Source organism: Streptomyces sp. JNUCC 63, from assembly GCF_054366325.1.
The window spans coordinates 5624459-5644814 of record NZ_CM135963.1; the positions used below are offsets into that span (position 1 = coordinate 5624459).

Here is a 20356-nt window from a genome sequence, read left to right on the forward strand (position 1 = left end):
CGTGCGCATGCTGCCGCAAACGGACACCGGTGACCGGGACTTCGGGCCGAATTCGCCCGCTCCGGGGACGTAGAGTCGGCGCATGACCTCCAGTGACAGCGCACACAAAAATCCCGCCAAGGGCCCCTGGGACCTTCCCGACGTCTCCGGGCTGGTCGTCGGCGTGCTCGGCGGTACCGGTCCGCAGGGCAAGGGCCTCGCCTACCGGCTCGCCCGGGCCGGGCAGAAGGTGATCATCGGCTCCCGGGCCGCCGAGCGGGCGCGGGCGGCGGCCGAGGAGACCGGGCACGGTGTCGAGGGCGCCGACAACGCCGAGACCGCCCGCCGCAGCGACATCGTGATCGTCGCCGTGCCCTGGGAGGGTCACGGCAAGACCCTCGAGTCGCTGCGCGAGGAACTGGCCGGCAAGCTCGTCGTGGACTGCGTCAACCCGCTCGGCTTCGACAAGAAGGGCGCCTACGCCCTCAAGCCCGAGGAGGGCAGCGCCGCCGAGCAGGCCGCCGCCCTGCTGCCGGACTCACGGGTGACGGCCGCCTTCCACCACCTGTCCGCGGTGCTGCTGCGGGACCCGGAGATCGAGCGGATCGACACCGACGTCATGGTCCTCGGCGAGGAACGTGCCGACGTGGAGACGGTCCAGGCGCTGGCCGGCCGCATCCCCGGCATGCGCGGCATCTTCGCGGGGCGGCTGCGCAACGCCCACCAGGTGGAGTCGCTGGTCGCGAACCTGATCTCGGTCAACCGGCGGTACAAGGCGCACGCGGGGCTCCGCATCACGGACGTATGAGCCGATGGGGGACACTGGTGCCGGAAGTCCCGGAAGTTCCGGCGTCCCCCGTAGTCCCCCCCCGTAGTCCCCGACAGGAGCCGACCGCCATGCCCCGCCTCGCCCTCTACGCCCTGATCGTCTGCGTACTGTCCACGGCCGCGGCCGTCGTCTCCTTCGTCGAGGGCAGCTGGCTGGGGATCGTGTGGGTGCTGCTGGCGGGCCTGTCGTCCAACATGACCTGGTACTACGCCCGCCGCGGGCGGATGCGGCAGGACCGGTCCGTCACCGGCTGACCGAGCAGAGCTCGTGGGTGTCCTTCCAGAAGCGGTACAGCTCGTGACCGCAGTACGGGTCGAGGGCGCCGATGCCGAGGTGGCGCAGGACGGTGTCGACCACGTCGAAGAACGCGGCGTTGAGCGACGGCACCCACAGCAGCGCGAACACGAAGATCAGGCCGAACGGCGCGAACGGCTCCACCTGGCGCTTGATCCTGTACGACAGCCAGGGCTCGATCACGCCGTAGCCGTCCAGGCCCGGCACCGGCAGGAAGTTCAGGATGGCGGCCGTCACCTGGAGCAGTGCGAGGAAGGCCAGCGCGAACCGGAAGCCGGCGGGCACGCCGTCCAGCGCGCCCAGCCAGAACGGGGCCGTGCACACGGCCGCGAACAGCACGTTCGTCAGCGGCCCCGCCGCCGAGATCAGACTGTGCCGCCAGCGGCCCCGGATCCGGCCGCGCTCGATGAACACGGCACCGCCCGGCAGACCGATCCCGCCCATGATCACGAACAGGACCGGGAGCACGATGCTCAGCAGGGCGTGCGTGTACTTCAGAGGGTTCAGCGTCAGATAGCCCTTGGCGCCGACCGTGATGTCCCCGCTGTGCAGCGCCGTGCGCGCGTGCGCGTACTCGTGCAGGCACAGCGAGACGATCCACGCCGCGGTCACGAACAGGAACACCGCCACGCCCGGCTGCTGGGAGTATCCGGTCCAGGTGGCCCAGCCCGTGACCGCGGTGACGGCCAGGATCCCGAGGAAGACGGGACTGACCCGCCGGTCGCTGTGGCGGGTGGCGGCGCTGGTCATGGGGGCGGGCTCCTGAGGGGGCGTGTCGGGGTGGGGCGGGGTCGACCGTACCGGGCGCACGGAGAAAACGTCTCGCGCCCTGCGCCGGTTCCCTGGAGGGTGGGGCCATGGCAGTGCGCTGGGTGTTCTACGAGAGCTGGCAGATGGAGTGCTGCGGCACGCCCTTCTCCGTGGGGGAGGAGGTCGGCCGGCCGTTGATGCCCGTGGACCCGGAGGACGTGCTGGGCGAGGGACACGACGAGGAGAAGTACGGCGGGATGCTGCTGGCCGAGTGGCACGGCGACGGGTGGCCCCGGACCACGGGCCGGGTCCGCGCGATCCTTCTGGTGCGCCGGATGTACGAGGAGACCGGGCCGGGCTCGCGCACCTTCGAACCCGTGCCGGGGCAGGTGTCCCTCGAAACCGTCGACAGCTGCCCGCGGTGGTTCGGTCATGGCGAGCCGTCGGCCGGGCCGGGACCCCGCCGGGAGCGCGTCGCGACCGGAGTCCTCGTCGCGCTGGACGTGCCGGGCGCCGCGCCGTTCGAACCCCGTGACCGGCTGTGAGACCGCCGGAGACAATGGACCCCGTGCGCTATCGCATCCTCGGCACCGCTCAGGCGCTCCGCCCCGACGGCACCCTCGTTCCGGTCGGCGGGGCGCGGTTGCGTGCCCTGCTGACCGTGCTCGCCCTGCGGCCCGGCCGTACGGTGCCGGTGAGCGTCCTGGTCGACGAGGTGTGGGACGGCGCTCCGCCCGCCGACGCCACGGGCGCGCTCCAGGCGCTGGTGGGGCGGCTGCGCCGGGCGCTCGGTGCCGGCGCGGTGGCCTCCGCGGAGGGCGGCTACCGGCTCACCACCGCCGCGGACGACATCGACCTGCACCGCTTCGAACGGCTGGCGGGCGAGGGCCTGCGCGCGCTGACCGACGGCGACCCCGCCAAGGCCGCCGTCGTCCTCGACGACGCCCTCGCCCTGTGGCGCGGCCCCGCCCTCGCCGACCTGCCCGACCGCACCGCCGAGGCGGCCCGCTGGGACACCCGCCACCTGGACGTACGCCGGGCCCGCCTCACCGCCGCCCTCGCCCTCGGCCACGCCGAGCAGGCCCTGCCCGAGCTGACCGCCCTGTGCGACACCCATCCCCTGGACGAACCCCTCCAGGCCCTCCGCCTGCGCGCCCTGCGCGACACGGGCCGCACGGCGGAGGCCCTGGCCGCCTACGAGGACGTACGGCGCCTGCTGGCCGACCGGCTGGGCTCGGACCCGGGGCATGGACTGCGCGCGCTGCACGGGGAGTTGCTGCGGCCGGGCGAACCGGACGGGCGTGGTTTCGGCGCCTCGGCGGGCAGCCGGCGTTCCGCTGGTGAGGGGCGCGCGGGCGCGGCGCCACGGGCCGGGCACGCCGATGCCGGTGCGGCGCCGCTGCGGGGAGTGCCCGGCCCGGCCGGTGGCTTCGGCGGCGCCGCGCGCGACTTCGCCGGGGTGTCCGGACCACGTGCCGACGGGACGTCCGGACCACCCGCCGCCGGCGGGCCCGGCGCCCCGGCGGCCTTCTCCGGTCTTCCCGTGGCGGCACCCGTGGCCGGCGCCCCCGTGCATGCCCGCACCGTCGCCGAAGGCGAGCGGGAGCACCCCACCGCGCCCGCCGGGACCCCCGCCCTCCAGCCCCCCGGCAACCTCCGCGCCCGCCTCACCTCCTTCGTCGGCCGTGAGGCCGACATCGAGGCGATCCGCGCCGACCTCGGGGCCGCGCGGCTGGTGACGTTGCTGGGGCCCGGCGGGGCCGGGAAGACGCGGCTGTCGCAGGAGGCCGCGGAGGCCGTGCGGCCGGCGGTGCGGGACGGGGTGTGGCTGGCCGAGCTCGCTCCCGTCGACGACGCCGGAGCCGTACCCGAGGCCGTGCTCACGGCCGTGGGAGCCCGCGAGACCGTGCTGTACGGCGCCGGAGCCGAGGAGATGCGGGCGGCGATCGCCGACCAGCACGACGACCCCGTGGGGCGGCTCGTCGACCACTGCGCACGGCGCCGCATGCTGCTCCTGCTCGACAACTGTGAGCACGTCGTCGACGCGGCGGCCCGCCTCGTCGAGGAACTGCTCGCCCGCTGCCCGCACCTCACCGTGCTGGCCACCAGCCGGGAACCCCTCGGCATACCGGGTGAGGTGCTGCGGCCGGTGGAGCCGCTGCCCGAGCCGGTCGCACTGCGGCTGCTCGCCGACCGGGGGGCCGCCGTACGGCCCGGTTTCCGTGTCGACGCCGACGAGGACACCGTCGTCGCCTGCGCCGAGATCTGCCGGCGCCTGGACGGCCTGCCGCTCGCCATCGAACTCGCCGCCGCCCGGCTGCGGATGCTGACCCCGCGCCAGATCGCCGACCGGCTCGACGACCGCTTCCGCCTGCTCACCTCCGGCAGCCGTACCGTGCTGCCCCGCCAGCAGACCCTGCGGGCCGTCGTCGACTGGTCCTGGGACCTGCTCGACGAGGACGAGCGGGACGTGCTGAGCCGGCTGTCCGTCTTCGCCGGCGGCTGCGACCTGGCCGCCGCCGAGGCCGTGTGCGGGCCCGCCGCCTTCGACGCCCTCGCCTCCCTCGTCGACAAGTCCCTCGTGGTGGCCGCCCCCGCCGCCGACGGCGAGATGCGCTACCGGCTCCTGGAGACCGTCGCCGAGTACGCCGGCGAACGGCTCGACGAGGCCGGCGGCCGCACGGAGACCGAGCGCGCCCACCTGACGTACTACCGCGAACTCGCCCGCACCACCGACCCGTTGCTGCGTGGCCCCGGCCAGCGCGCCGCCATCGACAAGCTCGAGCGGGAGCACGAGAACCTGCGCACCGCCCTGCGCTATGCCGTCGCCGCACGCGACGAGCAGGAGGGGCTGTGCCTGATCCTGTCGCTCGCCGGGTACTGGCACCTGCGCGACGTGCGCATCGAGGCCCGCACCTGGTGCGCCGAGGTCATGGCGCTCGGCCCCGACCCCTTCACCGAGCCGGTGCGGCGCGCCGCACCGGTGTGGCAGCGGTGCACGGACGTCCCGCCGCCGTTGACCGGCGAGATCCTCGCCGAGGCCCGCCGGGGTCTGCACCTGGTCCACCTGGCCTGCATGGACACTGAGCTGGACGCCTGGCAGTCCCCGGAGGCGAAACGCAAGCTGTGCGTCATCACCGAGGTCTACGAGCCCGGTATGCCGCAGACCTGCCGCAACCCCGGCATGCTCTGGCTCCTCGCGGTGATGCTGACCGGCGACGTGCAGCGCCTGCGCGAGGTCATCGACGCCGCCGTACGCACCTGCCGCAGTACCCCGGGATTCGAGTGGGAGCTCGCCCACTGCCTCCAGTGGCGCGCCAACCTGCTGGCCAACCGCACCGACTGGGCCGGGGACGCGGGCCGGGACGCCGACGAGTCACTGGAGATCTTCCGCCGCCTCGGGGACGTCTGGGGCACCGCGGAGGCTCTCTCCGCGCGCGCGGAGGCCCACGAGCGCACCGGCGCCCACCTGGCGGCCGCCGCCGACTACCGCGCGGCCATCGAGCACGCCGAACGCCTCGGCGCCCACGCCCAGATCGCCGTCCTCAACGTCCGCCTCGGCGGCGCCCTGCTGGAGGCGGGCGAGGCCGAAGAGGGCGAGGCGATGCTGCGCGAGGTCATCGCCCAGCGGGAGACCATCCCCAACGAGGCCATGCCCGCCTCCCGTATCTTCCTCGCCGGCTGGCTCAGCATGACCGGCCGCATCTCCGAGGCGCGCGAGCAACTACGGTTGCTGCGCGATGAGTTCGGCATCTCCCACTTCGCCGTCTTCGACGCCTTCATCCTCGGCGCGGAGGCCTGGGTGGACGCGGCGGACGGCCGCTACGAGGACGCCCTGGACAAGTCCCGCCGGGCACTGGAGCGGGCCCAGGACCCGCTGTCCCAGGCCATCGCGCCCCATATGCGCTCGGCGTACCTGACCATCGGCGCCCTGGCCGTCGCCGGCGCGGACGGCGGACGCCGTGCCCGGGACGCCGCCCGCTGCCTCGGCGCCGCCGACGCCCTGCTGCCGCCCCGGCACGTGCCCTCGTCCCTGGAACGCCACGTCCACGGCCAGGCGGTCGCCCGCATCCGTGCCGTGCTCGGCGAGGAGGCGTACGAGGCCGCGTACGCGGAGGGCGGCGGCCTCACCCCGCAGGAGGCCGCCGCCCTGGTCTGACGCGCCCGACCGGAGCCGTACGGTCAGGTCACGGTCAGGTCTTGGTGCGGAACTTGTGGATCGCGACCGGCGCCATCACCGCGGTGATCCCCGCCGACCAGGCCAGTGTCAGCCACAGGCTGTGCGCGACCGGGCCGTGCGTCATCAGTCCGCGGGCGCTGTCCGCGAGGGTGGACAGCGGGTTGTACTCGGTGAACGTCCGCAGCCAGCCCGGCATCGTCCCGGGCGGCGCGAAGATGGACGAGCCGAACTGCAGCGGCATCAGCACCAGGAAGCCCATCGCCTGCACGGACTGCGCGTTCTTCATCACCACGCCGAGCGTGAGGAACACCCACATCAGCGCCGAGCCGAACACCGCGGACAGTCCCACGGCGGCGAACAGGCCGGGCCAGTTCTCGATGTCGAAGCCGACGGCGACGCCGACGACCATCAGAATCGTCGTCGCGATGAGCATCCGCACCAGCTCGACGGAGATCTTGGCGAACAGCACCGAGCCGCGCCCGATGGGCAGGGACCGGAAGCGGTCCATGACACCGGAGTTGAAGTCCTGGTTGAAGCCGGTGCCCACGCTCTGGGACAGGTTCATCCCCATCATGGCCATCAGGCCGGGCACGATGTACTGCACGTACTGCTCCCGCCCGCCGCCCAGGGACTGCCCGATCGAGCCGCCGAAGACGTACACGAACAGCAGCGTGAAGATCACCGGGAACAGGATCGCGTCGAACATCGACTCCGGGTCCTGGCGGATCCACAGCAGATTGCGGCGGACCAGCGCGCCGGTGTGCCGCAGATGGGCGCGCAGCGGGATCCGGGCGTCGGCCTGGAGGCCCGGGGTGGTGGTGACACCGGAAGGGGCGGCGCGAAGCGCCTCGTTCAGGGTGGTGGGCGACGGGTGGGCGCTCATACGGCGACCTCCTCGCGGGAGTCGGCGGGCCGGGCGTCCTGCGGGGCACTGGCGCGGTGGCCGGTGAGGGACAGGAACACCTCGTCCAGGCTGGGCAGTTCGGTGGTGATGGAGGAGATCGTGATACCGCGCGCGGTGACCGCGCCGACCACGGCGGTCAGCTGCTCGTCGCTGAGGATCGGCACCAGCAGGGAGCCGGTCCCGGTGTCCACGGTCGTCGCGGCGAGCCCGGTGATGCCCAGCTCGTCGAGCATCCCGGCCAGCGGGCGCAGCTGAAGCGGATCGGCCGGCTGCACGCGCAGGGTGCGCCCGCCGACCTTCGCCTTGAGCTCCTCGATGGCCCCGTTCGCGATGACCCTGCCGCGGTCGACGACGGTCAGCTCGGAGGCCAGCTGCTCGGCCTCCTCCATGTACTGGGTGGTCAGCAGGACGGTGACCCCGTCCCCGACCATCGCCTTGACCTCGTCCCACACCTCGTTGCGGGTACGGGGGTCGAGTCCCGTGGTCGGCTCGTCCAGGTAGAGGACGGCGGGCCGCCCGATCATCGAGGCGGCCAGGTCCAGCCGCCGCCGCATGCCGCCGGAGTACGTACGTGCCGGCCGCCGCGCGGCCTCGGTGAGCGAGAACCGCTCCAGCAGCTCGTCGGCGCGGGCGCGGGCCTCCTTGCGGGGCAGGTCGAGCAGCCGGCCGATCAGGTACAGGTTCTCCCAGCCGGGCAGCTTCTCGTCGACGGAGGCGTACTGCCCGGTCAGCCCGATCACCCGGCGCAGCTGCCGGGGCTGCCGTACGACGTCGTAGCCGGCGACGGTCGCCCGGCCGGCGTCCGGGACCAGCAGAGTGGACAGGATGCGCACGAGGGTGGTCTTGCCGGCCCCGTTCGGCCCGAGCACACCCATCACGGTGCCCTCGCGCACGTCCAGGTCCACACCGTCCAGCGCCCTGGTCTCGCCGTAGTGCTTGACCAGCCCCCGCACGGTCACGGCACTGGGTTTCGTGTCGTTTGGTGTCATGACGGAAACGGTGTCAGCCACCACCGACAAATCACCGACAGGCAACCGACAGGCAACCGACAGCACCGACACACCCCCGACGAGCACCGCAACCATCGATCGAGCCACCACGACGGCGAGCACCACCTCCGCGAGAGCGGTGCCGGTTCAGGCGCAAAAAGGGCCGGCCCCGCCGACGGGGGAAGATCGGCGGGGCCGGCTGGTACCGCAGTGGCTCAGTGGACCGAGTGCTCCTCCAGCGGGAACGTCCCCCCGACCACGTCCTCCGCGAAGGCCTTGGCCGCATCGCCCATGACCTGCCGCAGATCCGCGTACTTCTTGACGAACTTCGGCACGCGCCCACCCGTCAGCCCGAGCATGTCGGTCCACACCAGGACCTGCGCGTCCGTCTGAGGACCGGCGCCGATGCCGACGGTCGGGATGTGCAGCACACGCGTCACCTCGGCCGCCAGCTCCGCCGGCACCAGCTCCAGCACGACCGCGAACGCGCCCGCGTCCTGCACGGCCTTCGCGTCCCGCAGCAGCTGCGCCGCCGCCTCCTCGCCGCGTCCCTGGACGCGGTAGCCCATGGCGTTGACGGACTGCGGGGTCAGACCGATGTGGGCCATGACCGGGATGCCGGACTCCACCAGGAGCCGGATCTGCTCGTGCGACCGCTCGCCGCCCTCCAGCTTCACGGCGCCGACGCCCGCCTCCTTCACCAGCCGGGTCGCCGAGCGCAGCGCCTGCACCGGGCCCTCCTGGTAGGAGCCGAAGGGGAGGTCGCCGACGATCAGGGCGCGGTGCGTGCCCCGTACGACCGCGGCGGACAGCATGGTCATCTCGTCGAGGGTGACGGGTACGGTCGTGTCGTACCCGAGGTGGCAGTTGCCCGCGGAGTCGCCCACCAGCATCACCGGGATGCCGGCCTCGTCGAAGACGGAGGCGGTCATGGCGTCGTAGGCGGTGAGCATGGGCCACTTCTCGCCGCGTTCCTTGGCGAGAGCGATGTCGCGGACGGTGATGCGACGGGTGCCCTTGCCCCCGTACAGCGCTTTGCTGCTGTCGGAGGGCTTCGTCTGGGCAGCCGAAAGCTGCGTCATGGCAACGGCTCCTTCAGTCATCTCGAGGCGCCCTGACGGCGTCCCCGGATCCCTCCCATGGTGGCACCTCGTGCCAGTTCGAGCCATAGGGCGCTCGTGTGCGCAACGTCTCGGTAAGGGGGCGTAAGAACCGGGTAAAAGATTTACGATACGAGACGGTCTCGTATCGGAAGAGGCCTAGGCTCGCACCATGACTACTCCTGCCGACAACGCCAGTCGCGGCTCCCGGATTCCGGAAGCGGTGCACCGCCGCCGCTGGGCGATCCTCGGCGTGCTGATGCTGAGCCTGCTGATCGTGGTGCTCGACAACTCGATCCTGAACGTCGCCATCAAGACGATCTCCACCCCGGCCCCGACCGGACTGGGTGCCACGCAGAGTGAGCTGGAGTGGGCGATCAACGCCTACACGCTCGTCTTCGCGGGTCTGCTGTTCACCGCCGGGCTCATCGGCGACCGCGTCGGCCGCAAGAAGGTTCTGCTGGCCGGCCTCGTGGTGTTCGGGTTCGGGTCCGCGCTGGCCGCCGAGTCCGGCTCGCCGGGCGAGCTCATCGCCTACCGCGCCCTGATGGCCCTCGGTGCCGCCTTCGTCATGCCGGCCACCCTCGCCGTCCTCATGAACGTCTTCGAGCGCGAGGAGCAGCCCAAGGCCATCGGCATCTGGGCCGGCGGCGTGGGCCTGGCCATCGCCATCGGCCCGATCACCGGTGGTCTGCTGCTCGACCACTTCTGGTGGGGCTCGGTGTTCCTCATCAACGTGCCCATCGTGATCGTCGCGGTGGCGCTGATGGTGTGGCTGGTGCCCGACTCCCGCGACCCGCGGCCCGGCCGCGTCGACCCGGTCGGCGTCGTGCTGTCCGTGGTCGGCCTGGTCCTGCTCGTCTACGGCATCATCAAGGGCGGCGAGCTCGCCGACTTCACCGATCCCACCGTGCTGTCGACGATCGTGGCGGGCCTGGTCGTCCTCACGGCCTTCGTGTGGTTCGAAAAGCGCAGCGACCACCCGTCCCTGGACGTCACCTACTTCAAGAACAAGGTCTTCTCGGCCGCCATGGCCGCCATCGCACTGGTGTTCTTCGCGCTGATGGGCGTGACGTTCTTCTCGGTGTTCTACATGCAGAGCGTGCGCGGCTACACGCCGCTTCAGTCCGGTCTGCTGATGCTGCCGCTGGCCGCCGCACAGATGATCTTCGCGCCGAGGGCCCGGCTGGTCGTCGACCGCTTCGGCAACAAGGCCACCACCACGGCCGGTCTGCTCCTGCTCGCCGCCATGCTGGCCGCCTTCGCCGGCCTCGATGCCGACACGCCGATCTGGATGCTGGAGGCCGTCTTCTTCCTCATGGGCACCGGCATGGCGCACATCATGACGCCGACCAGCGTCGTCATCATGCAGGCCCTGCCCCGTGAGAAGGCCGGCTCGGCCTCCGCGCTGAGCAACACCTTCCGCCAGGTCGGCGGCGCGCTCGGCATCGCCGTGCTCGGCTCGGTGCTCTCGGCGGCGTACCGCAACGGCATCGAGGACAAGCTCGGCCTGCTCCCGGCCGGACTGCGCGGCAAGGCCGGCGAGTCCATCGAGGCCACCCTCGGCATCGCCGCCAGGCTCGGCCCGCGCGGTGACGCCCTGGTGAGCCCGGCCAACGACGCCTTCCTGCACGCCATGCACGTCACCGCGCTGTGCGGCACCGTGGTCGCGGTCGTCGGCGCGGTCGTGGTGGCCGTGTTCCTGCCGGGCAAGCCGTCCACGCCCCGGGAGGGCGAGGAGGAGCAGGAGCTGGTGGCGGCGGTGGAGTAGGCGGGGACGGCCGGGGGGCAGCCGGGGGAAGAGGACAATCTTCCGGTACGACGAAAGGACGGCCCACGTGAGCCTTGCCGACAGCCACACCGCTTCCGACGCCCCCGTGCGGGGCCGGCCCCGGAGCGAGGCGTTGGAACGCGCCATCGTCGAGGGCGTGATGAAGCTCCTGGAGGACGGCGTGCCGCTCGCCGAACTCTCCGTGGAGCGCATCGCCCGCACCGCGGGCGTCGGCAAGGCCACCATCTACCGCCGCTGGCGCGGCAAGGAGGAGCTGTTCGTCGACGTCATACGCGCCACCGAGCCCCCCGACCCGGAACTGCCCGGGACCTCCATGCGCGACGACCTCGTGGCGATCTGCGAACAGCTGCGCAGGCGCGGACTGGTCAGCCGCTCCTCCGCCATCCTGCTCAACGTCTACGCCCAGATGAAGAGCAGCCCGAATCTCTGGTCCGCCTACCACGCGACCGTCGTCGAGCCGCGGCGCAGGCTCCAGACCGAGGTCCTGCGCCGCGGGCAGCGCGACGGGGAGCTGCGCGCGGACATCGACGTCGACGTGCTCAGCGACATCATCGTCGGCCCCATGCTGGTGCGCGCCGTGATGCGCCCCGACACCGAGCTGCCCGAGGGGCTGTCGGAGCAGATCGTGGACGCGGTGCTGGAGGGGCTACGGCCCGTCAGTTCCCCGTCCTAATGTGCGCGTTTCGTTACAGACCCGCCTCCGGGAGCCGTCGCAGGAACCCCGCGCGCCCACCCGCTCGTCCTCGTGCCAGTACGGCCGTCGAAGACGGCGGGAACGACGCCGATCATCCCCTAGGGTCGTAGAACACGGGGGTGAACGGTGTGCACGGCAGGCAGTGAGGCGACGGTATGGCGCAGCAGGCGTACGTGACGGAAACGGTGGACGGCGGCTCGGGGAACGAGCGCCGGGGGGACCGGCTCCGGCGCGCGACGCACCGCTTCCTGGACGGCTGGCGCGGTGACACGCGGATCTGGCGCCGGGGCATCCTCCTCGCCGCACTCGCGGTGATCCTGGCCCTGGTGATGGCACTGCACGCGCGCATCCCCAACCGGATCGGCAACCTCGGCAGTCTCACCGAGACCTTCCTGCCCTGGGCGGGCCTGCTCGTCCCGGTGCTGCTGGCCCTCGCCCTGGCGCGCAGGTCGGCGACCGCGCTGATCGCGGTGCTGCTGCCCGCGGTCGTCTGGCTGAACCTGTTCGGCGGGCTGCTCACCGACAAGGCCGGCACCGGCGGCGATCTGACGGTCGCCACGCACAACGTCAACGCCGACAACCCCGACCCGTCCGGCACCGCCCGGGAGATGGCCGCCGCGGGCGCCGACGTGCTCGCCCTGGAGGAACTGAAGGCGTCCGCGGTCCCGGTCTACGAGCGGGCGCTCGCCCCGACGTACAAGTACCACTCGGTGGAGGGCACCGTCGGGCTGTGGAGCAAGTACCCGATCAGCCGCGTCCGGGCCGTCGACATCAAGCTCGGCTGGACCCGCGCCCTGCGCGCCACGGTGACCACCCCCGAGGGGCCCGTGGCTGTGTACGTCGCCCACATGCCGTCGGTGCGGGTGAAGATGCACGCCGGCTTCACCGCCCAGCAGCGCGACGAGAGCGCGGACGCGCTGGGCGAGGCGATCGCCGGCGAGCGGCTGTCCAGGGTGGTCCTGCTCGGCGACCTCAACGGCACGATGAACGACCGCTCGCTCAACGCCGTCACCTCCCAGATGCGTTCCACCCAGGGCGCGGTGGGCGACGGGTTCGGGTTCAGCTGGCCGGCGTCGTTCCCGATGGCCCGGATCGACCAGATCATGGTCAGGGGAGTGGAGCCGGTGAGCTCCTGGACGCTGCCGCGCACGGGCAGCGACCATCTGCCCGTGGCGGCACGCGTGAAGCTGCCCGCCGACGACTCCTGACCGGTCAGGCGGTCTCCCGCCAGCCGCTGGTGATCGGCAGCCTGCGGTCCTTGCCGAAGCCCTTCGCCGAGATCTTGGTGCCCGGCGGGTACTGGCTGCGCTTGTACTCGGCCCTGTCGACCATCCGCAGCGTCCTGGTGACCAGCTCCCGGTCGTAGCCGGCCGCGACGATCACGTCCGCGCCCTTGTCCCGGTCGACGTAGAGCTCGAGGATCGCGTCCAGCACCGGGTAGTCCGGGAGGGAGTCGGTGTCGACCTGGCCGGGGCGCAGCTCCGCGCTCGGCGGCTTGGTGATGGAGTTCTCCGGGATCGGCGGGGTCTCGCCCCGCTCGGCGGCGGCCCGGTTGCGCCACTTCGCCAGCCGGAAGACCGACGTCTTGTACACGTCCTTGATCGGACCGTAGGCGCCCACCGAGTCGCCGTACAGCGTCGAGTAGCCCACCGCCAGCTCCGACTTGTTGCCGGGCGCCAGCACGATGTGGCCCTCCTGGTTGGAGACCGCCATCAGCAGCGTGCCGCGCAGCCGGGACTGCAGGTTCTCCTCCGCGAGGCCGGTCAGGCCGAGGGATTCCATGTACGCGTCGAACATCGGCGCGATCGAGACGGTACGGAAGTTCAGGCCGGTGCGCCGGGCCAGCTCGGCCGCGTCGTCCTTGGAGTGCTCCGAGGAGTACTTGGACGGCATGGAGATGCCGTACACGTTCTCGGCGCCCACCGCGTCGCAGGCGATCGCCGCGACGAGCGCGGAGTCGATACCGCCGGACAGCCCGATCAGGACCGACCGGAAACCGTTCTTGCGCACGTACGCGCGCAGGCCCGTGACCAGCGCCGTGTAGACCTCCTCGTCGTCGTCCATGCGCGCGGCGTACCCGGCGGCCGGCTCGGGCTCGTAGGCCGGCACCGGCGCCTCGGACAGCACCACGCGTTCGATGCGCAGACCGTCGTCGACCACGCCGCCGGGCGCGTCCGCCGCGGCGGCCGGCAGCTCCAGGTCCAGCACCATCAGGTGCTCCGCGAACTGCGGCGCCCGCGCGACCACCTCGCCGTCCGGGGCGACCACGATCGAGTCGCCGTCGAAGACCAGCTCGTCCTGCCCGCCGGTCATGGCGAGGTAGGCGGTGGTGCAGCCGGCCTCCTGGGCCCGCTTGCGGACCAGCTCCAGGCGGGTGTCGTCCTTCAGCCGCTCGTACGGCGAGGCGTTGACGGAGACCAGCAGCCCGGCGCCCGCACTGCGCGCGGCCGGCACTCGGCCGCCGTCCTGCCACAGGTCCTCGCAGATGACGAGCGCGACGTCGACGCCGTGCACCCGCAGCACCGGCATGGTGTCGCCGGGCACGAAGTAGCGGTACTCGTCGAAGACGCCGTAGTTCGGCAGGTGGTGCTTGGCGAAGGTCAGCACCACCTCGCCGCGGTGCAGCACCGCCGCCGCGTTCTGCGGGGCGCCGGCCGGCATGCCGTACTTCGGCTGGGCGGTCTCACAGCGGTCGAGGTAGCCGACGAGCACCGGCAGCTCCCCGAGGCCCTCCTCGGCGAGCCGGGCGGCCAGAGCGCGCAGCGCGGCGCGGGACGCCTCCACGAAGGACGACCTGAGGGCCAGGTCCTCCACGGGGTACCCGGTCAGCGCCATCTCCGGGAACACCACGAGATGCGCTCCCCGCTCGGCGGAGTCCCGGGTCCAGCGGACGATCGTGTCGGCGTTCCGGGCGAGGTCGCCGACGCGCGAGTCGATCTGGTTCAGGGCGAGACGTAGTTGAGGCACGCGCCCAGTGTAATCGTCAAAGCGACACGATGGGGTGGCGCGAAGCTGTGGGGCGCCCCACGCCCGCGCGTGCGCCCGCCCCTCCCGCGGGAGGAGCGGGCGCACGCGCGTCGGCCGGAGGTCAGCGGCGGCGGTAGGACTCGACGTAGCCCTTCGCGGGTGAACCCACGCCGGTGACGGTGTCGTAGCCCTTGACGGCCTTCAGCGAGCTGTCCTTGCCGAGGCTGCGGACGGACACGCTCAGACCGTCGGCGGCGTCGTAGCCGTTGACGTAGTCGACGCGCGCGACCGCGAGGTCCCTGCCGGTCGGCCGGTCCACCACGTCGTGGTACACCTTCGAGCCGTACTTGGCGTAGATCGCCGGGTTGGCGAAGCCGATCGCCTTGCCGCCGCGGGCCTCCTGGGCCAGGGCCTGGACGGCCGCGACGACCGGCGCGGCCAGCGAGGTGCCGCCGATGCGGTACTCGCCGTACCGCTGCGACCCGTCGGGGAAGGTCTGCGTCTGGCCCACCAGGAACCCGGTGTTCGGGTCGGCGATCGCCGCGATGTCCGGGACGACGCGGTTGCCGGCGGCGTTGTTGGCCTTGGCCAGTGCCTTCGGCACGACGCCCTTCTGGTAGTACGGCTGCGGCACGGTCCTGCTGGTGCCGCCGCCCGCGCCCGAGGTGAAGGCGCCCGGGAAGTCCACCCAGCTCCTGCCGTCCGCGGACAGCGCGGCCTTCCGGGTGCCCCAGCCGGTCTCCCACAGGTACTTGTCGTTCCTGCCGACGGCCAGCGAGGTGCCGCCGACCGCGGTCACCCAGGCGGAGTTGGCGGGAGTGTCGACCTGCTTCGTCCCGGTGCCCGCGACCTCGTCGCCGTCGTCGCCGGAGGAGAAGTAGAAGCCGATGCCCTCGACCGCGCCGAACTGGAAGACCTGGTCGTAGGCGGCCGCGACGTCCGGCGTCTCGTTGGCCTCGATGTCGCCCCAGGAGTTGGAGACGATGTCGGCCAGGTGGTTGTCGACGATCTTGCTGAGCGAGTCGAGCAGGTCGTCGTCGTAGCAGGAGGCGGCGCCCACGTAGACGACGTCCGCGTCGGGCGCGACCGCGTGCACGGCCTCGACGTCCAGGGTCTCCTCGCCGTACCAGCCGGCCGCCCCGCACTCCTCCGTCCTGGTGTAGCCGGCCGGGAGCACCTGGCGCAGCTGTCCCGTCCTCCAGGCCTTGTCACCGTTCTTCTTCGCGTAGGTGGCCGCGTCGAAGGCGATGGTCGGCGAGGCGTACGCGTCGGTGATGGCGACGCGGACACCCTTGCCGGTGTACTTGCCCGCGCCGTAGGCGGAGCGCAGCTGCTTGCCGGTGTAGCCCTTGACGGCGTACGGGACCTTCTGGCCGTACGCGGACGGCAGCGTGCTCGCGATGTTCGAGCCGTAGTACGAGGAGAACGGCCCGGAGTTTCTGAACACGGCGTCAGGCGGCGGAAGTTGGCCCTTGTGCTTCGCCTTGTGCGGGGCGTTGTCCAGGCCGGTGACGGTCAGCACGGCGCCGTCGAGGGACGCCGGGACCGAGGCCGCCCGCGCCGGGGCGCGGTAGGTCCTGGAGCCCTTGGCGAAGTTGTGCAGCTGGGTGCCGAACGCCTTCTCGGCGGCGGCGACATCACCGGTGACGGCGATGTAGTGCGGGGTCACGGAAGTGACCGTCAGGCCCGCCGACGTCAGCCACGACTTGACGGCGGCCACCTGGGCCTCGGTCGCGCCGAAGCGCGCCCGCGCCTGCTGGGCGGTCAGGTACTCGCCGTACTGGGGCGAGGACGGGTCCGCGACCGCCTCGGCGTACGCGGCGAGGCCGGCGGCGTCCCGGCCGGCCAGGTACACGCGGGCGTCGAGGCGGGCGCTGTCGGAGGTGGCGCCCTTGTCCGCCGTGGCCGTCGCCCACACGGGCTTGGTGCCCGCGAGCGCGTGACGGGCCGGGTGGTCCGCGGCGTGCGCCGCGGGCGTGCCGAGCGCCAGTGCGCCGGCGAGCATCGGCAGTGTCGCCGCCATGCTCAATCCGGCGCGCGCGATGGCGCGATTGGATCTCATAGAACCCCCTGCGATGCGGATCGCATGTGACGCAATGAGTGGTTGGCCTCGCGTGATCCGCGTGGAGCCCGCGGCGGTACGGCCCGTGAATGGATCACACGATCGAGGGCCACTCTGTCGATGAACCGTTCATGCCAGGGGAATGCGGAGGCCAAGAGACACCCAAGTAACCGTCAGGAGAGGTGAATTTCGGCTTTCGTTCTGATGTGAGAGGGGCCCTTGCCGCAAACGGGCCCGTTCGCCGCCCTGGTGACGGGTCGTCGGGCGAGCGGGCCGGCGCGCTTCGGTGTCGCGGGTGCGCTCGCGCACGACGGAGTGGGGCGAAAGCGCTGCGGGAGAGGCCCGGCCGATAAGTTGAACGCCGGATGCGTATTATCTACCCTGGCCCTATGCGGCTGCTGCGCTCCACCGACATGGCGTTGCGCGTCCTGATGCGGCTCGCCGTCGCGGGTGAGTCCAACCCCACGACCCGGGAGGTCGCGGCGGACATGGGCGTGCCGTACACGCATGCCGCGAAGGTCGTCGCCGAGCTCCAGCACCGCGGGCTGCTCGCGGCCCGCCGCGGCCGCGGCGGCGGCCTGAGCCTCACCGAGGCCGGCCGGAACGCCTCGGTCGGCGCGCTCGTACGGTCCTTGGAGGGCGAGGGCGACGTCGCCGACTGCGACGGCACCACGCCCTGCCCCCTCAGCTCCGACTGCCGCCTGCGCGGCGCTCTGCGCCGGGCCCAGGAAGCCTTCTACGCCACGCTCGACCCCCTCACGGTCGCCGACATGGTCGCGGCCCCGACGGGCCCGCTGCTGCTGGGACTGCCCAGCGCCCGGGCGGCGTCCTGAGCGTCCTGAGCGGACGCGCACGATGACACGGAAAGGCCGGCCGGTTCGGTCAGACCGCGGTCTGGGCCAGCCACAGGTCCGGGCCGAAGACCTCGTAGTGGATGTCGGCCGGGGCCACACCCTTGGCGAGGAGCTGCTCGCGCACCGCCCGCATGAAGGGGAGCGGGCCGCACAGGTACGCGCGCGTGCCGGCCGGGACGTCGACGTCGGTGAGGTCGACCAGGCCGGGCCGCCCGGCGCCTGCCGCGTCCTCGTCGTACTGCTCGTAGAAGAAGACCGCCTGCGCGTCCGCCAGCTTGGCGGCGTACGCCTCGTGGTCGGAGCGGAGCGCGTGCGCGGCGGGGGAGCGGTCGGCGTGGACCACGGTCACCGGGGCGCTGTGGCCGGTGAGGGCGAGCTGGTCCAGCATGGCGATCATCGGGGTGACGCCGATGCCGGCGGAGGCGAGCAGCAGCGGTGCGTCGGTGTCCTCGAGGACGAGGTCGCCGTACGGGGCGGACAGCTGCAGGACGTCGCCCACGCGCACATGTGCGTGCAGGTGGTTCGAGACCTCGCCGTCGGGGGTCGCGGCGTCACCGGCCACCCGCTTGACGGCGAACTGCCGCACCGGCGAACCGGGCGCCGCGGTCAGGCTGTACTGGCGGATCTGCCGGGCGCCGTCCGCGAGCTTGACGCCGACCGAGACGTACTGTCCGGCGCGGTAGCCGGGCACAGGGCCGCCGTCGGCCGGGCGGAGCTTGAAGGTGGCCACGTCCGCGGTCTCCTCGATCCGCTCGACGACCTCCCACTCGCGCCAGCCGGTCTGCTCGCTCTGCTCGTACAGCCGCTTCTCGATGGCGATGAGGGCGTTGGCCATCAGCCAGTAGACCTCGGTCCAGGCGGCGGCGACCTCGGGGGTGACCGCGTCACCGAGGATCTCGGCGATGGCGGCGAACAGGTGCTCGTGGACGATCGGGTACTGCTCCGGGACGACGCCCAGCGAGGCGTGCTTGTGGGCGATGCGCTGCAGCATCAGGTCGGGCCGCTGGTCGGGGTTGTTCACCAGGTACGTCGCGAAGGCGGCGATGGAGCCGGCCAGCGCCTGCTTCTGCGTGCCGGCGGCCTGGTTGCCGCGGTTGAACAGGTCGCGCAGCAGCTCGGGGTGGGCCTCGAACAATCGGGCGTAGAAGCGCTCGGTGATCTCACCGATGGCCGCGCCGACGGCGGGGAGGGTGGCGCGGACGGTGGCTGCTGACTGCTCGGACAGCATGGTGGCTCCTCGAAGGCTCGATCGGATTGCTCGATCGCTCGACTGATCGAAACGGTATTGAAACTTGCATTTGATATGCAAATTAAACGGGCGTGGTCTCGATCACGTGAGAAAGAGTTCGGCCATTACGGGAACGCCGCTCAGGGGGCAAGATGAGCGAGAGGGCGGTGCACCCGCCGTACGCGGGGCGTCCGGGCCCGCGACGGCCGGGCGGGAGGGGTCCGCAACGCGCGCGAAACACCGCTGTGGTGGGATGCTGCACAGGTGCCCGACCGCCTCCCGCGGCACGCGGACACAGGTGGCCTGACCAGCAAGGATGGGGAAGCGGAAGATGGACAAGCAGCAGGAGTTCGTGCTCCGGACGTTGGAGGAGCGTGACATCCGGTTCGTGCGCCTGTGGTTCACCGACGTGCTCGGCTTCCTCAAGTCCGTGGCCGTGGCCCCCGCCGAGCTGGAGCAGGCCTTCGACGAGGGCATCGGCTTCGACGGGTCCGCCATCGAGGGCTTCGCCCGGGTCTACGAGTCCGACATGATCGCCAAGCCCGACCCGTCCACGTTCCAGATCCTGCCCTGGCGCGCCGAGGCCCCCGGCACGGCCCGCATGTTCTGCGACATCCTCATGCCGGACGGCTCCCCGTCCTTCGCGGACCCGCGCTACGTCCTCAAGCGCGCCCTGGCCCGCACCTCCGACCTGGGGTTCACCTTCTACACCCACCCGGAGATCGAGTTCTTCCTGCTCAAGGACCGCCCGCTGGACGGCTCACGCCCCACCCCCGCCGACAACTCCGGCTACTTCGACCACACCCCGCAGGCCGTCGGGATGGACTTCCGCCGCCAGGCGATCACCATGCTGGAGTCGATGGGCATCTCGGTGGAGTTCTCCCACCACGAGGGCGCGCCGGGGCAGCAGGAGATCGACCTGCGGTACGCCGACGCGCTGTCCACCGCGGACAACATCATGACGTTCCGCCTGATCATGAAGCAGGTCGCGTTGGAGCAGGGCCTGCAGGCGACCTTCATGCCGAAGCCGTTCTCGGAGTACCCGGGCTCCGGCATGCACTCGCACCTGTCCCTGTTCGAGGGCGACCGGAACGCGTTCTACGAGTCCGGCGCGGAGTACCAGCTGTCGAAGGTGGGCCGCTCCTTCATCGCGGGTATCCTCCGCCACGCCGCCGAGATCGCCGCGGTCACCAACCAGTGGGTCAACTCCTACAAACGCATCTGGGGCGGCTCCGAGCGCACCGCGGGCGCCGGCGGCGAGGCCCCCTCGTACATCTGCTGGGGCCACAACAACCGCTCGGCCCTGGTCCGCGTCCCGATGTACAAGCCCGGCAAGATGGGCTCCGTGCGCGTGGAGTTCCGCTCCCTCGACTCCGGCGCCAACCCCTACCTCGCCTACGCCGTCCTGCTGGCCGCCGGCCTGAAGGGCATCGAGGAGGGCTACGAGCTCCCGCCCGGCGCCGAGGACGACGTCTGGGCCCTGTCCAACGCCGAGCGCCGCGCCATGGGCATCGACCCCCTCCCGCAGAACCTCGGCGAGGCCCTGACCCTCATGGAGGCCAGCGACCTGGTCGCCGAAACCCTGGGCGAACACGTCTTCGACTTCTTCCTGCGCAACAAGCGCCAGGAGTGGGAGGAGTACCGCTCGGAGGTCACGGCCTTCGAGCTGAAGAAGAACCTGCCGGTGCTGTAAGCGCGGGCCGGGGCGGGTCTCCCGCTGATCGGACGCAAGGG

General features: G+C 71.9%; 16 protein-coding genes. 9 read left to right on the plus strand and 7 right to left on the minus strand.

Annotated elements, in window-relative coordinates:
• Positions 1-82 precede the first annotated feature (82 nt).
• Together npdG and ACX25U_RS25855 are read left to right on the plus strand one after the other, a co-directional pair.
• Positions 83-787: an NADPH-dependent F420 reductase gene (gene npdG / locus ACX25U_RS25850; protein ID WP_454383479.1), complete on the plus strand. Its 705-nt coding sequence runs from the start codon at positions 83-85 to the stop codon at positions 785-787.
• 89 nt (positions 788-876) lie between these two features.
• Positions 877-1062: a hypothetical protein gene (locus ACX25U_RS25855; protein ID WP_388342028.1), complete on the plus strand. Its 186-nt coding sequence runs from the start codon at positions 877-879 to the stop codon at positions 1060-1062.
• Here the strand turns inward: ACX25U_RS25855 and ACX25U_RS25860 are convergent.
• A complete protein-coding gene (locus ACX25U_RS25860) occupies positions 1052-1852 on the minus strand; it encodes a site-2 protease family protein (RefSeq protein WP_454383480.1) in 801 nt (266 codons plus the stop codon). The genes ACX25U_RS25855 and ACX25U_RS25860 overlap by 11 nt on opposite strands.
• A gap of 107 nt (positions 1853-1959) precedes the next feature.
• Between ACX25U_RS25860 and ACX25U_RS25865 the strand changes: the two genes are divergently transcribed.
• On the plus strand, positions 1960-2397 hold the full coding sequence (locus tag ACX25U_RS25865) for a DUF6578 domain-containing protein (protein WP_454383481.1): 438 nt from the start codon (positions 1960-1962) through the stop codon (positions 2395-2397).
• Positions 2398-2411: 14 nt separating this feature from the next.
• Entirely contained in the window at positions 2412-6011 is a 3600-nt protein-coding gene (locus ACX25U_RS25870; protein WP_454383483.1) for an AfsR/SARP family transcriptional regulator, read from the plus strand.
• Between the two features lie 34 nt (positions 6012-6045).
• Here the strand turns inward: ACX25U_RS25870 and ACX25U_RS25875 are convergent, their stop codons facing one another.
• From ACX25U_RS25875 to panB, 3 genes are all read right to left on the minus strand, one after another.
• Positions 6046-6915, minus strand: a complete 870-nt coding sequence (locus tag ACX25U_RS25875) for an ABC transporter permease (protein ID WP_454383485.1) — start codon at positions 6913-6915, stop codon at positions 6046-6048.
• Positions 6912-7925: an ATP-binding cassette domain-containing protein gene (locus tag ACX25U_RS25880; RefSeq protein WP_454383487.1), complete on the minus strand. Its 1014-nt coding sequence runs from the start codon at positions 7923-7925 to the stop codon at positions 6912-6914. Before ACX25U_RS25880 ends, ACX25U_RS25875 begins: the two co-directional genes overlap by 4 nt.
• Before the next feature lie 215 nt (positions 7926-8140).
• The gene (gene panB, locus ACX25U_RS25885) at positions 8141-9007 is read right to left on the minus strand and encodes a 3-methyl-2-oxobutanoate hydroxymethyltransferase (RefSeq protein ID WP_454383489.1); all 867 of its coding nucleotides are present in this window, start codon (positions 9005-9007) and stop codon (positions 8141-8143) included.
• A gap of 190 nt (positions 9008-9197) precedes the next feature.
• On the opposite strand from panB, the gene ACX25U_RS25890 reads away from it, so the two are divergent.
• The 3 genes from ACX25U_RS25890 (at position 9198) to ACX25U_RS25900 (ending at position 12719) form a co-directional block, all read left to right on the plus strand.
• A complete protein-coding gene (locus ACX25U_RS25890; protein WP_454383491.1) occupies positions 9198-10796 on the plus strand; it encodes an MFS transporter in 1599 nt (532 codons plus the stop codon).
• Positions 10797-10863: 67 nt separating this feature from the next.
• Positions 10864-11490: a TetR/AcrR family transcriptional regulator gene (locus ACX25U_RS25895; RefSeq protein ID WP_454383493.1), complete on the plus strand. Its 627-nt coding sequence runs from the start codon at positions 10864-10866 to the stop codon at positions 11488-11490.
• Between the two features lie 176 nt (positions 11491-11666).
• Entirely contained in the window at positions 11667-12719 is a 1053-nt protein-coding gene (locus tag ACX25U_RS25900; protein ID WP_454383495.1) for an endonuclease/exonuclease/phosphatase family protein, read from the plus strand.
• Positions 12720-12723: 4 nt separating this feature from the next.
• Here ACX25U_RS25900 and ACX25U_RS25905 read toward each other — a convergent pair whose 3' ends face one another.
• Both ACX25U_RS25905 and ACX25U_RS25910 read right to left on the minus strand, forming a co-directional pair.
• Positions 12724-14478 carry an NAD+ synthase gene (locus ACX25U_RS25905; protein ID WP_454383497.1) on the minus strand — a complete coding sequence of 585 codons (1755 nt, stop codon included), beginning with the start codon at positions 14476-14478 and terminating at the stop codon, positions 12724-12726.
• 121 nt (positions 14479-14599) lie between these two features.
• Positions 14600-16540: a S53 family peptidase gene (locus tag ACX25U_RS25910; protein WP_454383498.1), complete on the minus strand. Its 1941-nt coding sequence runs from the start codon at positions 16538-16540 to the stop codon at positions 14600-14602.
• 389 nt (positions 16541-16929) lie between these two features.
• Between ACX25U_RS25910 and ACX25U_RS25915 the strand changes: the two genes are divergently transcribed.
• A complete protein-coding gene (locus tag ACX25U_RS25915) occupies positions 16930-17373 on the plus strand; it encodes an RrF2 family transcriptional regulator (protein ID WP_454383500.1) in 444 nt (147 codons plus the stop codon).
• Positions 17374-17422: 49 nt separating this feature from the next.
• Here the strand turns inward: ACX25U_RS25915 and ACX25U_RS25920 are convergent, their stop codons facing one another.
• A complete protein-coding gene (locus tag ACX25U_RS25920) occupies positions 17423-18622 on the minus strand; it encodes a globin domain-containing protein (RefSeq protein WP_454383501.1) in 1200 nt (399 codons plus the stop codon).
• Between the two features lie 331 nt (positions 18623-18953).
• On the opposite strand from ACX25U_RS25920, the gene ACX25U_RS25925 reads away from it, so the two are divergent.
• Complete coding sequence (locus tag ACX25U_RS25925) at positions 18954-20315, plus strand: glutamine synthetase family protein (protein ID WP_454383503.1); 1362 nt, start codon at positions 18954-18956, stop codon at positions 20313-20315.
• The last annotated feature ends 41 nt before the right edge of the window (positions 20316-20356 follow it).

What these genes read in the sequence shown, in the direction of transcription:
- ACX25U_RS25920 (WP_454383501.1), bottom strand. Translation starts at nt 18,622, where the DNA reads ATGCTGTCCGAGCAGTCAGCAGCCACCGTCCGCGCCACCCTCCCCGCC.
- ACX25U_RS25915 (WP_454383500.1), top strand. Translation starts at nt 16,930, where the DNA reads ATGCGGCTGCTGCGCTCCACCGACATGGCGTTGCGCGTCCTGATGCGG.
- ACX25U_RS25925 (WP_454383503.1), top strand. Translation starts at nt 18,954, where the DNA reads ATGGACAAGCAGCAGGAGTTCGTGCTCCGGACGTTGGAGGAGCGTGAC.
- npdG (WP_454383479.1), top strand. Translation starts at nt 83, where the DNA reads ATGACCTCCAGTGACAGCGCACACAAAAATCCCGCCAAGGGCCCCTGG.
- ACX25U_RS25875 (WP_454383485.1), bottom strand. Translation starts at nt 6,915, where the DNA reads ATGAGCGCCCACCCGTCGCCCACCACCCTGAACGAGGCGCTTCGCGCC.
- ACX25U_RS25870 (WP_454383483.1), top strand. Translation starts at nt 2,412, where the DNA reads ATGGACCCCGTGCGCTATCGCATCCTCGGCACCGCTCAGGCGCTCCGC.
- ACX25U_RS25910 (WP_454383498.1), bottom strand. Translation starts at nt 16,540, where the DNA reads ATGAGATCCAATCGCGCCATCGCGCGCGCCGGATTGAGCATGGCGGCG.
- ACX25U_RS25855 (WP_388342028.1), top strand. Translation starts at nt 877, where the DNA reads ATGCCCCGCCTCGCCCTCTACGCCCTGATCGTCTGCGTACTGTCCACG.
- ACX25U_RS25890 (WP_454383491.1), top strand. Translation starts at nt 9,198, where the DNA reads ATGACTACTCCTGCCGACAACGCCAGTCGCGGCTCCCGGATTCCGGAA.
- ACX25U_RS25900 (WP_454383495.1), top strand. Translation starts at nt 11,667, where the DNA reads ATGGCGCAGCAGGCGTACGTGACGGAAACGGTGGACGGCGGCTCGGGG.
- ACX25U_RS25860 (WP_454383480.1), bottom strand. Translation starts at nt 1,852, where the DNA reads ATGACCAGCGCCGCCACCCGCCACAGCGACCGGCGGGTCAGTCCCGTC.
- ACX25U_RS25865 (WP_454383481.1), top strand. Translation starts at nt 1,960, where the DNA reads ATGGCAGTGCGCTGGGTGTTCTACGAGAGCTGGCAGATGGAGTGCTGC.
- ACX25U_RS25880 (WP_454383487.1), bottom strand. Translation starts at nt 7,925, where the DNA reads ATGACACCAAACGACACGAAACCCAGTGCCGTGACCGTGCGGGGGCTG.
- panB (WP_454383489.1), bottom strand. Translation starts at nt 9,007, where the DNA reads ATGACGCAGCTTTCGGCTGCCCAGACGAAGCCCTCCGACAGCAGCAAA.